Annotated in this window: 12 protein-coding genes and 1 tRNA gene; 3 read left to right on the top strand and 10 right to left on the bottom strand. The window is 73.1% G+C overall.

The features are described 5' to 3' along the window. Positions 1-79: 79 nt before the first annotated feature. From WFH32_RS12930 to groL, 3 genes are all read right to left on the bottom strand, one after another. On the bottom strand, positions 80-871 hold the full coding sequence (locus WFH32_RS12930) for a 2,3-dihydro-2,3-dihydroxybenzoate dehydrogenase (protein WP_336707752.1): 792 nt from the start codon (positions 869-871) through the stop codon (positions 80-82). Continuing rightward, positions 868-1,527, bottom strand: coding sequence for an isochorismatase family protein (locus WFH32_RS12925; RefSeq protein ID WP_336707751.1), 660 nt, complete (start codon positions 1,525-1,527; stop codon positions 868-870). The genes WFH32_RS12930 and WFH32_RS12925 overlap by 4 nt, the downstream gene beginning before the upstream one ends. A 271-nt stretch (positions 1,528-1,798) precedes the next feature. Further along, complete coding sequence (gene groL, locus WFH32_RS12920; protein ID WP_138822894.1) at positions 1,799-3,433, bottom strand: chaperonin GroEL; 1,635 nt, start codon at positions 3,431-3,433, stop codon at positions 1,799-1,801. Between the two features lie 236 nt (positions 3,434-3,669). Here groL and WFH32_RS12915 point away from each other — a divergent pair, with 236 nt between their 5' ends. Further along, the gene (locus WFH32_RS12915; RefSeq protein WP_442946338.1) at positions 3,670-5,124 is read left to right on the top strand and encodes a glycoside hydrolase family 15; all 1,455 of its coding nucleotides are present in this window, start codon (positions 3,670-3,672) and stop codon (positions 5,122-5,124) included. A gap of 90 nt (positions 5,125-5,214) precedes the next feature. On the opposite strand, the gene WFH32_RS12910 is transcribed toward WFH32_RS12915, so the two are convergent. The 4 genes from WFH32_RS12910 to WFH32_RS12895 form a co-directional block, all read right to left on the bottom strand. Then, positions 5,215-6,705, bottom strand: a complete 1,491-nt coding sequence (locus WFH32_RS12910; RefSeq protein ID WP_318244114.1) for a phytoene desaturase family protein — start codon at positions 6,703-6,705, stop codon at positions 5,215-5,217. 5 nt (positions 6,706-6,710) lie between these two features. Beyond that, complete coding sequence (locus WFH32_RS12905) at positions 6,711-6,914, bottom strand: cold-shock protein (RefSeq protein WP_191796250.1); 204 nt, start codon at positions 6,912-6,914, stop codon at positions 6,711-6,713. Between the two features lie 123 nt (positions 6,915-7,037). Next, positions 7,038-7,700, bottom strand: coding sequence for a LytR C-terminal domain-containing protein (locus tag WFH32_RS12900; RefSeq protein WP_191796249.1), 663 nt, complete (start codon positions 7,698-7,700; stop codon positions 7,038-7,040). 31 nt (positions 7,701-7,731) lie between these two features. Next, on the bottom strand, positions 7,732-8,052 hold the full coding sequence (locus WFH32_RS12895) for a DUF3263 domain-containing protein (protein WP_191796248.1): 321 nt from the start codon (positions 8,050-8,052) through the stop codon (positions 7,732-7,734). 249 nt (positions 8,053-8,301) lie between these two features. Between WFH32_RS12895 and WFH32_RS12890 the strand changes: the two genes are divergently transcribed. Both WFH32_RS12890 and WFH32_RS12885 read left to right on the top strand, forming a co-directional pair. After that, entirely contained in the window at positions 8,302-8,958 is a 657-nt protein-coding gene (locus WFH32_RS12890) for a uracil-DNA glycosylase (protein WP_442946341.1), read from the top strand. Between the two features lie 108 nt (positions 8,959-9,066). Further along, positions 9,067-9,888: an SGNH/GDSL hydrolase family protein gene (locus WFH32_RS12885; protein ID WP_336707746.1), complete on the top strand. Its 822-nt coding sequence runs from the start codon at positions 9,067-9,069 to the stop codon at positions 9,886-9,888. A gap of 147 nt (positions 9,889-10,035) precedes the next feature. Here WFH32_RS12885 and WFH32_RS12880 read toward each other — a convergent pair. From WFH32_RS12880 to WFH32_RS12870, 3 genes are all read right to left on the bottom strand, one after another. Further along, positions 10,036-10,108, bottom strand: a tRNA-Thr gene (locus tag WFH32_RS12880). A 130-nt stretch (positions 10,109-10,238) separates the two neighbouring features. Beyond that, on the bottom strand, positions 10,239-11,081 hold the full coding sequence (locus WFH32_RS12875) for a DsbA family protein (RefSeq protein WP_191796601.1): 843 nt from the start codon (positions 11,079-11,081) through the stop codon (positions 10,239-10,241). Positions 11,082-11,216: 135 nt separating this feature from the next. Next, positions 11,217-11,828, bottom strand: coding sequence for a hypothetical protein (locus tag WFH32_RS12870; RefSeq protein WP_191796602.1), 612 nt, complete (start codon positions 11,826-11,828; stop codon positions 11,217-11,219). Positions 11,829-11,862: the final 34 nt, after the last annotated feature.

Below are 11,862 nucleotides of genomic sequence, written 5' to 3'. Positions count from 1 at the left end.
TCGTGAGCCTGCGCGGTCGTCCGCAGGAGGACGTGCGAGAGGTCGTGCTGATGACGCAGGGGGGGGTGGGTGGGGCCGGTCAGCGGAGCGTGGCGCCGCCGTCGACCACGAGCTCGTGCACCGTGATGTGCCGGGCCGCGTCCGAGACCAGGAAGGCGACGGCGTCGGCCACGTCCTGCACCTCGGCGAGCCGTCCGAGCGGGATGCCGAGCCGGAAGTCCTCCGGCACCCCGGCGACGACGCGGGCCTCGGCCAGGTCGTCGAGGACCCGGAGGTCGTCCGGCCCCGGCGACCCGGCGATCGCCGCGAGCATGGGCGTGCGGGTCGAGCCCGGCGAGACCACGTTGCAGCGCACCCCGTAGGGCGCGAGCTCGAGGCCGAGCGACCGGGTCAGGCTCGACGCCGCGGCCTTCGAGGCCGCGTACGCCGCCATCCCGACGCGCGGGACGCCTGCGGCGTTCGACGCGACCGTGACGATCGCGCCCCGCCGACGCTCGGACAGACGTCGCGCGACCTCGCGCGAGACGAGATAGACGCCCGTCGCGTTGACCGCGAGCATGCGCTGCCAGTCCGCGAGCGTGGACTCGGTCACGACGCCGGGGTGCAGGACACCGGCGGCGTTCACGAGGACCTCGAGCGGACCGATCTCGGCCTCGACCCAGCGGACCACGCGCACGACGTCCTGCTCGTCGGTCACGTCGAGGCGCGCCGGGACGACCTGGCCGGCCGCGACCTTGCCGAGCGGCGCCGTCGGGACCGTGCCGTCGAGGTCTCCCGCGACGACCACGTAGCCCTGCGCCGCGAGCGCGTCCACGACCGCGGCCCCGATGCCGCCCGCGGCACCGGTCACGAGAGCCACGCGCGTGCTCATGCCCCCGCCACCGCGGGGACGCGCGCCCTGAGATGGGTCAGCACGTCGTCCGTCGTCCCGACGACGGCGCACCGGTCCGCCGCCCACGCGAGGGCCTGACGGTGGTGGGCGAGCGAGAAGTCCGCGACGGCGTCGCCGACGAGGAACGGCTGGACGTCGTGCATGAACGCGTCGCACGCCGTGACGAGGCACCCGATGTGCGCGTAGACGCCCGTCACGACGAGCTGGTCGCGCCCCTGCTCACGCAGGAGGTCACGCAGCCCGGTGCGCACGAACGCGTCGTAGCGCCACTTGGTCAGCACGGTGTCCCCCGGCTGCGGGGCGAGCTCGTCGATCACGACGTCCGACCCGTCGTCCGGGATGCCCGGACCCCAGAAGTCGGTGAGCAGACCCCGGTCGGCGGGGCGCTGCGCGGGCGGCTGGGCGGTCAGGACGACCGGGACGCCGAGCTCGCGCGCCGTCGTGGCGAGCCGCGAGATGTTGTGGACGGCGTCCCGCAGTGCGGGCGACGCCGGGTCGAACGCGTTCACGAAGTACTGCTGCATGTCGTGCACGAGGAGCACCGCACGGGCAGGGTCGACCTGCCACGTCACGCGGTTGCTCGGGTACTCGTGCGGTGCCGGGCCGTCGTAGGCGGCGATCGTCGGCAGTCCCATGGTCCCCCCAGAGCCAGGTGTATGAAGCGAGTTAGTTGAATGAGTTAGGTAAACCTTCCCTCACTGAGGTAGACCTAAGCACAGACTTCACCCGCAGGGGAAGAGTCGTCCACGGAACGGACAGATGCCGACAATCTGCCATCTCGTTCGCGGGTGCCGTGGACCCCCCCCCCCCCCCCCGCGGGCCGGCCCGCCCCGGACTCCCTGGCCGGACGGCCCTTCATGTCGAGCTGCGCGGGCTCCTACGAGCCCGACCGCACGAGCGGACGGATCAGAAGTCCATGCCGCCCATGCCGCCGTCGCCGCCCGGCATCGGCTGGTTCTTCTCCGGCTTGTCCGCGACGACCGCTTCGGTCGTGAGGAAGAGCGCTGCGATGGACGCGGCGTTCTGCAGCGCGGAGCGCGTGACCTTGACCGGGTCGTTGACGCCTGCGGCGAGCAGGTCCTCGTAGACGCCGGTCGCGGCGTTCAGGCCGTGGCCCGAGGGGAGGTTGCGGACCTTCTCGGCCACGACGCCACCCTCGAGACCGGCGTTGATCGCGATCTGCTTGAGCGGGGCGTCGATCGCGGCGCGCACGATCTGCGCACCGGTCGCCTCGTCGCCGACCAGGTCGGTGATGGCAGCGGTCTCGAACGCGACGGCGCCGGCCTGGATGAGGGCCACGCCACCACCGGCGACGATGCCCTCCTCGACGGCAGCCTTCGCGTTGCGGACGGCGTCCTCGATGCGGTGCTTGCGCTCCTTGAGCTCCACCTCGGTCGCGGCGCCGGCCTTGATGACAGCGACACCACCGGCGAGCTTGGCGAGGCGCTCCTGGAGCTTCTCGCGGTCGTAGTCGGAGTCCGACTTCTCGATCTCGGAACGGATCTGGTTCACGCGACCCGCGATGAGGTCGGCGTCGCCGGCACCCTCGACGATCGTGGTCTCGTCCTTGGTGACGACGACCTTGCGAGCCTGGCCGAGCAGGTCGAGGGTCGCGGTCTCCAGCTTGAGGCCGACCGTCTCGGAGATGACCTGGCCACCGGTGAGGATCGCGATGTCCTGCAGCATGGCCTTGCGGCGGTCGCCGAAGCCCGGAGCCTTGACGGCGACGGACTTGAACGTGCCACGGATCTTGTTCAGCACGAGGGTGGCCAGGGCCTCGCCCTCGACGTCCTCGGCGATGATGAGGAGGCTGCGGCCGGCCTTCATGACCTGGTCGAGCAGCGGCAGCAGGTCCTTGACGTTCGAGATCTTCGACTCGACGATCAGGACGTACGGGTCCTCGAGGACCGCTTCCTGACGCTCGGGGTCGGTCTCGAAGTAGCGGGCGAGGAAGCCCTTGTCGAAGCGCATGCCCTCGGTGAGCTCGAGCTCGAGGCCGAACGTGTTCGACTCCTCGACGGTGATGACGCCTTCCTTGCCCACCTTGTCGAGGGCCTCGGCGATGAGCTCGCCGATCGCGGGGTCACCGGCCGAGATCGCGGCCGTGGCGGCGATCTCTTCCTTGGTCTCGATCTCCTTGGCGGCGACGAGCAGCTGGGCCGTGACGGCCTCGACCGCCTTCTCGATGCCGCGCTTGAGGGCGATCGGGTTCGAGCCGGCCGCGACGTTGCGCAGGCCCTCGCGCACGAGCGCCTGGGCGAGCACGGTCGCGGTGGTGGTGCCGTCACCCGCGACGTCGTCGGTCTTCTTGGCGACCTCCTTGACGAGCTCCGCACCGATCTTCTCGTACGGGTCGTCGAGCTCGATCTCCTTGGCGATGCTCACACCATCGTTGGTGATGGTGGGCGCGCCCCACTTCTTGTCGAGGACGACGTTGCGGCCCTTGGGGCCGAGCGTGACCTTCACGGTGTCGGCGAGGACGTTGAGCCCGCGCTCCATCCCGCGACGAGCCTCCTCGTTGAAGGCGATGATCTTTGCCATGGGGATTGATCCTCCGCTGGTGGCGTGTGACGGTCGGTCGGCGCCCGCGACGGACGGCTCGCGCACGTCGGCGTTCATGTCACGCCGACTCGCGGGCCTCACCTGACGACCAGAGAAACCTGTCACTCTCATACCGAGAGTGCTAACGCCATTATTGGCACTCGGCAGGGGCGAGTGCAAGGCCAGGTGCCCCCTATCGCCCGCAGCGGAACAGCGAGCGTCCGGCTCGTCCTAGGATGCGCAGTGTGAGGTTCGCGACGACGCGGTGGCGACTGGCGGTGCTCGGAGCAGCGATCGCCCCTGTCGTGGTGCTCGTGACCGTGGGCGCCACCCCCGTCCCCCTGCCGACCGACGTCCACGTCGACCTCTACCAGGACGGCGTCGCGACGGCCGAGGACGGCTCCCTGCTCCGCCTCCCGGACGGCATGGCGGCCACCTACCTCGATGGCAGCCGCGTCCTCGACCCCGCCGCGCTCAGCCCGGCGCTGCCCGCCGGCAGCCTCGATCCGGCCGACGGCGAGGTCGACCGCCTCACGGTGATCGCCGGCTCCCCCCTCACGGCGGACCGGCTCCTGGACGCGGAGGCCGCCGAGCGTGCAGCCAGCGTCTCCAGGGCCTGGCTCGCCGAGGGGGACCTCCCCGGCAAGGGCACCCGGTTCGCCGCTCTCGGGGAGGACGCGCTGCTCGACCTGCACGCCATGACGCTCGAGAACGGCGCCTCGCTCGCCGCCCCCTCCCCGAGGTGGCGCTTCGTCTGGCCCCGGGACGCGTCCTTCACGGCGGCGGCCTACGCACGCACCGGGCACGTGGACGACGCTCTGCGAGTGCTGGACTTCCTCCGGTCGGTCCAGGAGGCCGACGGATCGTTCCAGGCGCGCTACCTGCCAGACGCCTCGGGCGTGCCCGACGACCGGGGCGGCCAGTCCGACGGCAACGGGTGGGCACTGTGGTCCGCCTGGACCGTGCTCGACGAGCTCGAGGCCCCCCAGGACCGTGCGGCAGCGCGCGAGCGGCTCGCCCCGCTCGTCGACGCGTCGACGAGCTACGTCCTGGGCATCCTCGACGAGGACACCGCGCTGCCCCCGCCGTCGAGCGACTACTGGGAGGTCCACCCGACCGAGCTCACGCTCGGCACCGCGGCCCCCCTGCTCGCGGGCCTCGAGGCGGCCCGATCGATCTACGCCGACGGTGAGCAGTGGGCGTCTGCGGCTGACGCCGCCCGCGCCGCCGCGCGGCTGCGCACGGCGATCGAGGAGCGCTTCGGCCCGCAGGGCTACCCGCGGCACGCGTCCGGCGGCCCCCAGGACGCGGCGACGACGTTCGCCCTGCCTCCCTTCCAGCCCACAGCCCTCGAGGGGGCCGACGAGGCGTGGCGGTCGTCGGTCATGTCGATGCTCCGGCCCGCCGGCGGGGTGGCACCTGGTGCGGGCTGGCGCACCGACGGCATCTCGTGGACGCCCCAGACCGCCCTCTTCGCGCTGGCCGGTGCTTCGACCGGCGAGGTCGAGGCCGCGGAGAGCTGGCTCGACTGGCTCGACACCCATCGGACGGCCTCGGGCGCGATCCCGGAGAAGGTCCTCGCGGACGGTTCTCCTGCGGCGGTCGCCCCGCTCACGTGGAGCTCGGCACTCGTGGTGCTGACGCTCGTCGAGCTCGAGGACCAGCGGGCTGCGGACGCTGCGCTTCCCTGAGCCCCGCCCGGCCGCGTCCGGCCGGGAGGTCCCGGGCCCCCCGAGTCCTCACGAGCGATCCGGCCCGTCGGCGCCGCCACCGTGCCCCCGTCAGGGCGCCAGTCGTGGCGGGTGCGGCACGTCGAACTCGCGGTGCAGCACGCGCCGTGCCGCGTACCAGCCGCCGAGCCCGTGGACCCCGGGGCCGGGGGGCGTGGAGGCCGAGCAGAGGTAGACCCCGTCGAGTCCGGTCGCGTACGGGTCGAGGCGCGCCGTCGGGCGGGCGATCACGCGCCACAGGCTGACCGTCCCCGCCGCGATGTCCCCACCCACGTAGTTGGCGTTGTGCTCGCTCATGCGCGCGGCAGGCACGCAGCGCGAGGTCACGACGACGTCGCGGAAGCCGGGCGCGAACCGTTCGATCTGTGCCGTGATCGCCTCGGTGACGTCGAGCGTGGAGCCGGCGGGGACGTGCGCGTACGCCCACAGGGGCCGCAGGCCCCCCACGCCGCGTGACGGGTCGACGACCGTGGGGTCGCTCACCAGGACCATGGGACGCTCGGCATGCGTGCCGGCCGCGACCGCGGCCTCGGCTGCGGCCATCTCCGCGCGCGTACCACCCACGTGGACGGTCCCCGCTCGTCCGACGTCGGCGTGCTGCCACGGCACCGGCCCGCGCAGGACGAAGTCGACCTTGGCCGCCGCGTTGCCGTAGGGGAACGCGGTGAGCGCACGCGCGGCCCGGCCGGTCAGGCGGGACCCGAAGACCTCGACGACCGTGCGCGGGGTCGTGTCGAAGATGATCGCGCGCGCCGGAGGCAGGTCCGACTCCGAGCGGACCGGGTGGTCGGTCACGACCTGGCCACCGTGCGCCTCGAGGTCCGCGACGAGAGCGGTCACGATCGCTCCCGACCCCCCACGGGGGATCGGCCAGCCGCCCTCGGTGTGCGCGAGGGAGGCGAGGAGCATCGCGACCCCGGCCGACGCGAGCGAGGGCATGGGGGCGATCCCGTGCGCGGCGACCCCGGTGAGGAGCGCCGGTGCGACGTCCCCCACGAAACGCCGGTCCCACATGCTCGTGCCCTGCTCGAGGACACCGAGGCCGAAACGAGCCGCGGTCGGGATCCCGCGCGGAAGGAGACCCGCGGGGACGCTGCGCTTGTCACCGAGCGCCGTCGCGACCGCGTGCCCGGGCTGCCGGGACAGCGAGCCGAGGAGCGAGCGCCAGGCGGCGCCGTCGGGCCCCAGACCGTCGACCGTCCGGTCGAGGTCCCGGTAGGCGATCCCCGCGCGGCCGCCTGGCAGGGGTTGCGCGTACGAGACCTCCGGCACGAGCAGCTCGACCCCGCGCGACGGCAGGTCGAACGCCTGGAAGAACGGCGACGCCCACGCCATGGGGTGCACCGCAGAGCAGATGTCGTGGAGCATGCCCTCGGCCAGCCCGAGGTCCAGCGTGCGCGACCCCCCGCCCACCGTGGGCTGCGCCTCCAGGACGCGCACGGACAGCCCGGCCCTGGCGCACGTCACCGCGGCTGCGAGCCCGTTGGGACCCGACCCGACGACGACGACGTCCACCTCGGTCAGGTGCCGGGCCGGGGTCACGGCGCTCAGAGCGCGCGCACCTGCTCGGCCTGGGGGCCCTTCTGACCCTGCCCCTGCTCGTACTCGACCTGCTGCCCCTCGTCGAGCGACCGGTAGCCGTCGCTCTGGATCGAGCTGTAGTGGACGAAGAGGTCCGGCCCGCCCGAGGCCGGGGTGATGAACCCGAAGCCCTTCTCGGCGTTGAACCACTTGACGGTGCCCTGTGCCATCGACGTCTCCTCGTGCGTACGAACCGGATGCGAGCATCGGAGCATCGGACGCCCCGTGGTGGGGTCGAGCCTAGTGGCAGAGGTCACACGAGGAAAGCAGGGGCCGGAAGCGGGACCGGGCGATCAGGAAGCGGGCGCGAGGGCCGACTTCACGACGACGACCACGTCCCCCTCGCGCACCTGCGCCTGGGTCACCTGCTCGGCCGGGATGCCGAGGATCGCTGCGACGGCCGTCGCCGTCTCCTTGCGGTTCTCGGTGTACCAGACGGTGGTCGCCGTGAGCCCGGAGTCGCCGGGGTAGTCCTCGGCCTTGGTCTTGGTGAACCCCTTGGCGTCCAGCGCGTCCTTGCCGGTCCGCGCCTCGCCGGCGGGCCCGCCGTCGTTCAGGACCCGGACGTACGCGCCCTTGTCCGCGGCTGCGAGCAGGGCCGTGAGGTCCGTGGCGGGGTCCGCGGGCGGTTCCTCCGTGGCTGCAGGCTCCTCCGCGGCGGGGGGCTCTTCCGTGTCCGCAGGCTCCTCCGCGGCCGGAGGCTCCTCAGCAGCCGCACCGTCGGCCGGCTGCTCCGCCGCGGGCTTGTCGGCCTCCGCCGGGGACTTCTGGCCGAGCCCGCCGGAGATCGCGGCGACCCCTCCGACCGCGAGACCCGCGAAGATCACCGCGACGAGGAGGAAGGGCCACGTCTTGCTCCAGCCGCTGCGCGGAGCGCGATAGACCCCCACGGGTGCGCCCTCGGGCGCGGGGACGTCGAACTCGTCAGGCGCGTAGGGGTAATCGCTCTTGCTCACGGCGACAGGTTAGCCCGACTTGGCCCAGCGACTAAATGTCGCCGAGGCGACGGGCCGACCGCGCACGCTGCCGGGTGGACCGCATCCGACGCAGGCGCTTGACGAGCATGGGGTCGTGCGCGAGGGCCGCAGGCGAGTCGATCAGGGTGTTGAGCGCCTGGTAGTAGCGCGTCGCGGTCATGTCGAAGAGCTCACGCACCGCCTGCTCCTTGGCCCCGGCGTACTTCCACCACTGACGCTCGAAGGCGAGAATCTCCTGGTCACGGGCCGAGAGCCCCGATTCCTCGACGGGCGCGTCGTCCGTCCCGGTGGGCGCGTCGAGGTGCTCGGTCGCGGCGAACGCTTCGCTCATGGGCGGGATCCTCACTCGTCGGGACGCGACCCGCTCCGGAGGGGCGGGCACCTGGACCGCACCAGCCTACGCGCGAACCACATCGGTGTCATTCACCCGCTCGCGTACCCTCGCCGCGTGAACACCTTCGCGACGCCACCGACCTCGGGGTCCCTCGAGCAGGCCCCGTCCTCCGCTCCCGGCCCCACCGTCCCGGCCGCCGTGCCCCACGGCACGTCCGAGGACACCCACCGTCCGCTCGCCGAGATCATGGCCCCGGACTGGGCCGAGGCGCTGGCCCCCGTCGAGCCCCAGCTCCGGGCCGTGGGCGACTTCCTGCGCGCCGAGACCGCGGCCGGACGCCCGTACCAGCCCGCGCCGTCGGACATCCTGCGCGCCTTCCAGCGTCCGCTGGCCGACGTGCGCGTCCTGATCGTGGGCCAGGACCCCTACCCGACCCCGGGGCACGCGATGGGCCTGTCCTTCTCCGTCCAGCCGCACGTACGCCCCGTCCCCCGCTCCCTCCAGAACATCTACGCCGAGATGGCGACCGACCTCGGCGCCCCCACGCCCGTGCACGGCGACCTGTCCGCGTGGAGCGACCAGGGCGTCATGCTGCTCAACAGGGTCCTGACGGTCGGCGCCGGCGACACCGGCTCGCACCGCCGCAAGGGATGGGAGGCCATCACCGAGGCTGCCATCCGCGCGCTCGTGGCCCGCGACCAGCCGCTCGTCGCGATCCTCTGGGGACGCGACGCCGCGACGCTCAAGCCCCTCCTGGGCGACACCCCGGTCGTCGAGAGCGCGCACCCGAGCCCGCTGTCGGCTCGCCGCGGGTTCTTCGGGTCGCGGCCCTTCTCGCGGGTCAACGAGCTGCTCGTGGCCCAGGGGTCGGCGCCGGTGGACTGGACGCTGCCGACGACCTGACGCGCCCGGCCCGTATCGCCTCGGACGACCGCGCCACGCCACCGGGGCCGCGCTGCGCCGCCGGGGATCTCGCGGGACGCAGCGCGCCGCGTGTCACACAATGGACCCGTGACCACCTCGCACCCTGACGATGAGAACGCGCCCCGCTGGGCCAGCTACGTCGCGATCGGCGACTCGTTCACGGAAGGACTCTGGGACCCCTACCCGAACGACCCGGACCGCCAGCGCGGCTGGGCCGACCTCCTCGCAGGGCACCTGTCGACGCGACGCAGCGCCGCAGGCCAGGCCCCGCTCGAGTACGCCAACCTCGCGATCCGCGGTCGCCTCCTGCGCTCGATCCTCTCGGAGCAGGTGCCGGCAGCGCTCGCGCTCAAGCCCGACCTGGTGAGCCTCATCGGCGGCGGCAACGACATCCTGCGCCCCGCGGCCGACGTCGACCGCCTGGCCCGCAACCTGGACCACGCGGTCGGGCGGCTGCGCGCCGAGGGCATCGACGTCCTGCTGGGCACGGGGTTCGACACGTCGGGCTCACCGCTCGTGGGCCTCACGCGCGGGCGCGTGGGGGTGTTCAACACGCACATCTGGTCGATCGCGCGCCGCCACGGCGCGCACGTCCTGGACCTGTGGGGCATGGCGTCGTTGCACGACTGGCGCATGTGGTCCGAGGACCGCATCCACCTCACGCCCGACGGGCACCGTCGCGTCGCGCAGGCCGCGCTCGTGGGCCTGGGGCAGACGCCCGACGACGCCACGTGGGACGACCCGCTGGCTCCCCTCCCGCCCGTCCCGCTCCTCGACCGCGCCCGGCAGAACGCCGAGTGGGTGCGGGTGCACGTGTACCCGTGGGCGACGCGGCGCCTGCGGGGCCACTCCTCGGGCGACCTGCGCGAGCCCAAGGCCCCCGCGCTGACGCCGGTGCAGTCGCCGTAGCCCCGACGGGTGCCGAAACCGAGGTTCGTCGGGCAACGGGGCCGAGCCGGCCGGCCGACGTCGGGTTCGGCACCCGTCCGTCTCGACGACGAAGGCCGGCGTCCCGCAGCTCGTGCTGCGGGACGCCGGCCTTCGTGGTGGGACCGGAGCCGCCTGTCGGGTTCGAACCGACGACCTTTCGCTTACAAGGCGAGTGCTCTACCAGCTGAGCTAAGGCGGCACGCCACCCGGAGGGCAGCGGCACCGTGAGGTGCGCGAACAGCCTACCGGGTGCCGCGCGTGCGGTGGACGCGGGACGAGCGGGCGGTCGGCGGCCGTCCCTCGCCAGGGGCGGCCCCCGACCGGGCGGATCAGCCCTTGGCGGCCTCGACGGCCTTCTTGAGCTCGGCCGGGTCGGTCCAGTTGCCGTCCCAGCGCTTGCCGTCGATCGTGATGGTCGGTGTGCCGAAGCCACCGGTCTTCGGGTTGGCGAGGTCGGGGTTCTGCGTGGCGAGGTTGGTCGCGCCCTCGGCCCACTTGCCGAACTCCTTGACCGCGTCGCCCGCAGCGATCTTGTCGGCCACTTCGGCCGGGACGCCCGCAGCCTTGGCGATCTCCGCGATCTGCGCGTCGGTCAGGCCGGCGGTGTTCTCCTCGGGCTGGTTGGCGAACATCGCCTCGTTGAACGCGTTGAACTGCTCCGGGGCGTGCTCGGCGACGTACGCGGACGCAGAGGCGGAGCGCGTCGAGAACTGGCTGCCGGACGAGTAGCGGTCGAGGATCGCGACCGGGTGCTGCACCAGGGTGATGTCTCCGGCCTCGCGCATCTCGTCGATCGAGGCGGAGTTGACCTGCTCGAAGTCACCACAGATGGGGCACATGTAGTCGAAGTACACGCCGAGCTCGACGGCACCCTCGGTACTGGTTCCCGCGACGCCGTCCGCGCCGACCGGGATGCCGCCCGTGTCGTTGGCCGTGGCGGGCGCCGTGACGCCCGTGAGCGGTGCGGTCTTCTGGGTTTCCTTCTGGTTCATCGCGGGGATGAAGACCCAGAGGAAGGCCCCGATGAGCACGGCGAGCCCACCGACGAGGGCGCCGATGGTGATCGCACGGTTGCGCTTGTCGCGCTTGGCCTGGGCCTCGCGCAGCGCGAGGGCTTCGGCTCGGGCCGCGTCGCGGCGGTCGGCCTTGGTCTGGCGGGGTTCGTTCGACATGGGAGTCCTTGGAGGTCGTGTGGTGGCGCGGCCCCACGCGGGGGCGCACTGGTCGCGAGGGTAGCGGTCCGTGCCACGCGTGCCCAGGGTGCGGTGGCACCGGGCGCGTGACGGCGACGAGTCGGGATCGAGTCGTCAGGCGGCCGCGAGCACAGGTGGCCCGCGCAGGGAGCGCACCGCGGCCAGCGCGAGGTGGTGCAGCACCTTGGTCGCGGACCGCACGACCTGCCGGCACGAGAGCGCGACGGGTGCGAGCGGCGCCCGCAGCAGGGCGACCGCGCGGCGCGGGCTCAGAACGGCGGTGAGGCGGTCACGGACGCGCAGGGCCCCGGCGGCCAGCCCGCACCCGGCGAGGAGCAGCGCGAGGTGGGCGAGCAGCACGGGCAGTGCGAGCACGCCGACGACGGTGACGACGCGGGCGGGGTCTCCCCCGAGCGCGGCGGTGCCGGCGGGGCAGTCGGCGGTCTCCCGCAGGAGAGCCAGGTGCACGCCCGCGACTCCCCAGCCGCCCGGAGCGGGCACGCACTGGTGGACGAGGCTGAATCCGCGGTCGGCGAGGAGCGTCAGGGTCCCGACGACCAGGAGGAAACCGGCGACGACGAGCGAGGTCGCGGCGGTCAGCGACCGCGTCAGCAGGCGCTCGGGGCCGTCCGCGCGCACGCGCGAGCGAGCCGCGGTCGCGGTCTCGCTCGGTGCTTCCCCGGGGGTCGCGCCGGTCGGCGCTCCCGGGACGGACGTCCTGGTCACGGGGTCAGGGTACCCGCGCTGTCTGAGAGTTTCC

The organism is Oerskovia sp. USHLN155 (assembly GCF_037145535.1).
GTDB classification, from domain to species: Bacteria; Actinomycetota; Actinomycetes; order Actinomycetales; family Cellulomonadaceae; genus Oerskovia; species Oerskovia rustica.
The sequence above is the reverse complement of the archived record's forward strand: the minus strand, read 5'-3'. Positions and strand labels throughout refer to the sequence as shown.

Coding starts and splice junctions, on each gene's coding strand:
- WFH32_RS12930 (WP_336707752.1), bottom strand. CDS start 871: ATGAGCACGCGCGTGGCTCTCGTGACCGGTGCCGCGGGCGGCATCGGG.
- WFH32_RS12925 (WP_336707751.1), bottom strand. CDS start 1,527: ATGGGACTGCCGACGATCGCCGCCTACGACGGCCCGGCACCGCACGAG.
- groL (WP_138822894.1), bottom strand. CDS start 3,433: ATGGCAAAGATCATCGCCTTCAACGAGGAGGCTCGTCGCGGGATGGAG.
- WFH32_RS12915 (WP_442946338.1), top strand. CDS start 3,670: ATGCGCAGTGTGAGGTTCGCGACGACGCGGTGGCGACTGGCGGTGCTC.
- WFH32_RS12905 (WP_191796250.1), bottom strand. CDS start 6,914: ATGGCACAGGGCACCGTCAAGTGGTTCAACGCCGAGAAGGGCTTCGGG.
- WFH32_RS12895 (WP_191796248.1), bottom strand. CDS start 8,052: ATGAGCGAAGCGTTCGCCGCGACCGAGCACCTCGACGCGCCCACCGGG.
- WFH32_RS12890 (WP_442946341.1), top strand. CDS start 8,302: ATGGCCCCGGACTGGGCCGAGGCGCTGGCCCCCGTCGAGCCCCAGCTC.
- WFH32_RS12875 (WP_191796601.1), bottom strand. CDS start 11,081: ATGTCGAACGAACCCCGCCAGACCAAGGCCGACCGCCGCGACGCGGCC.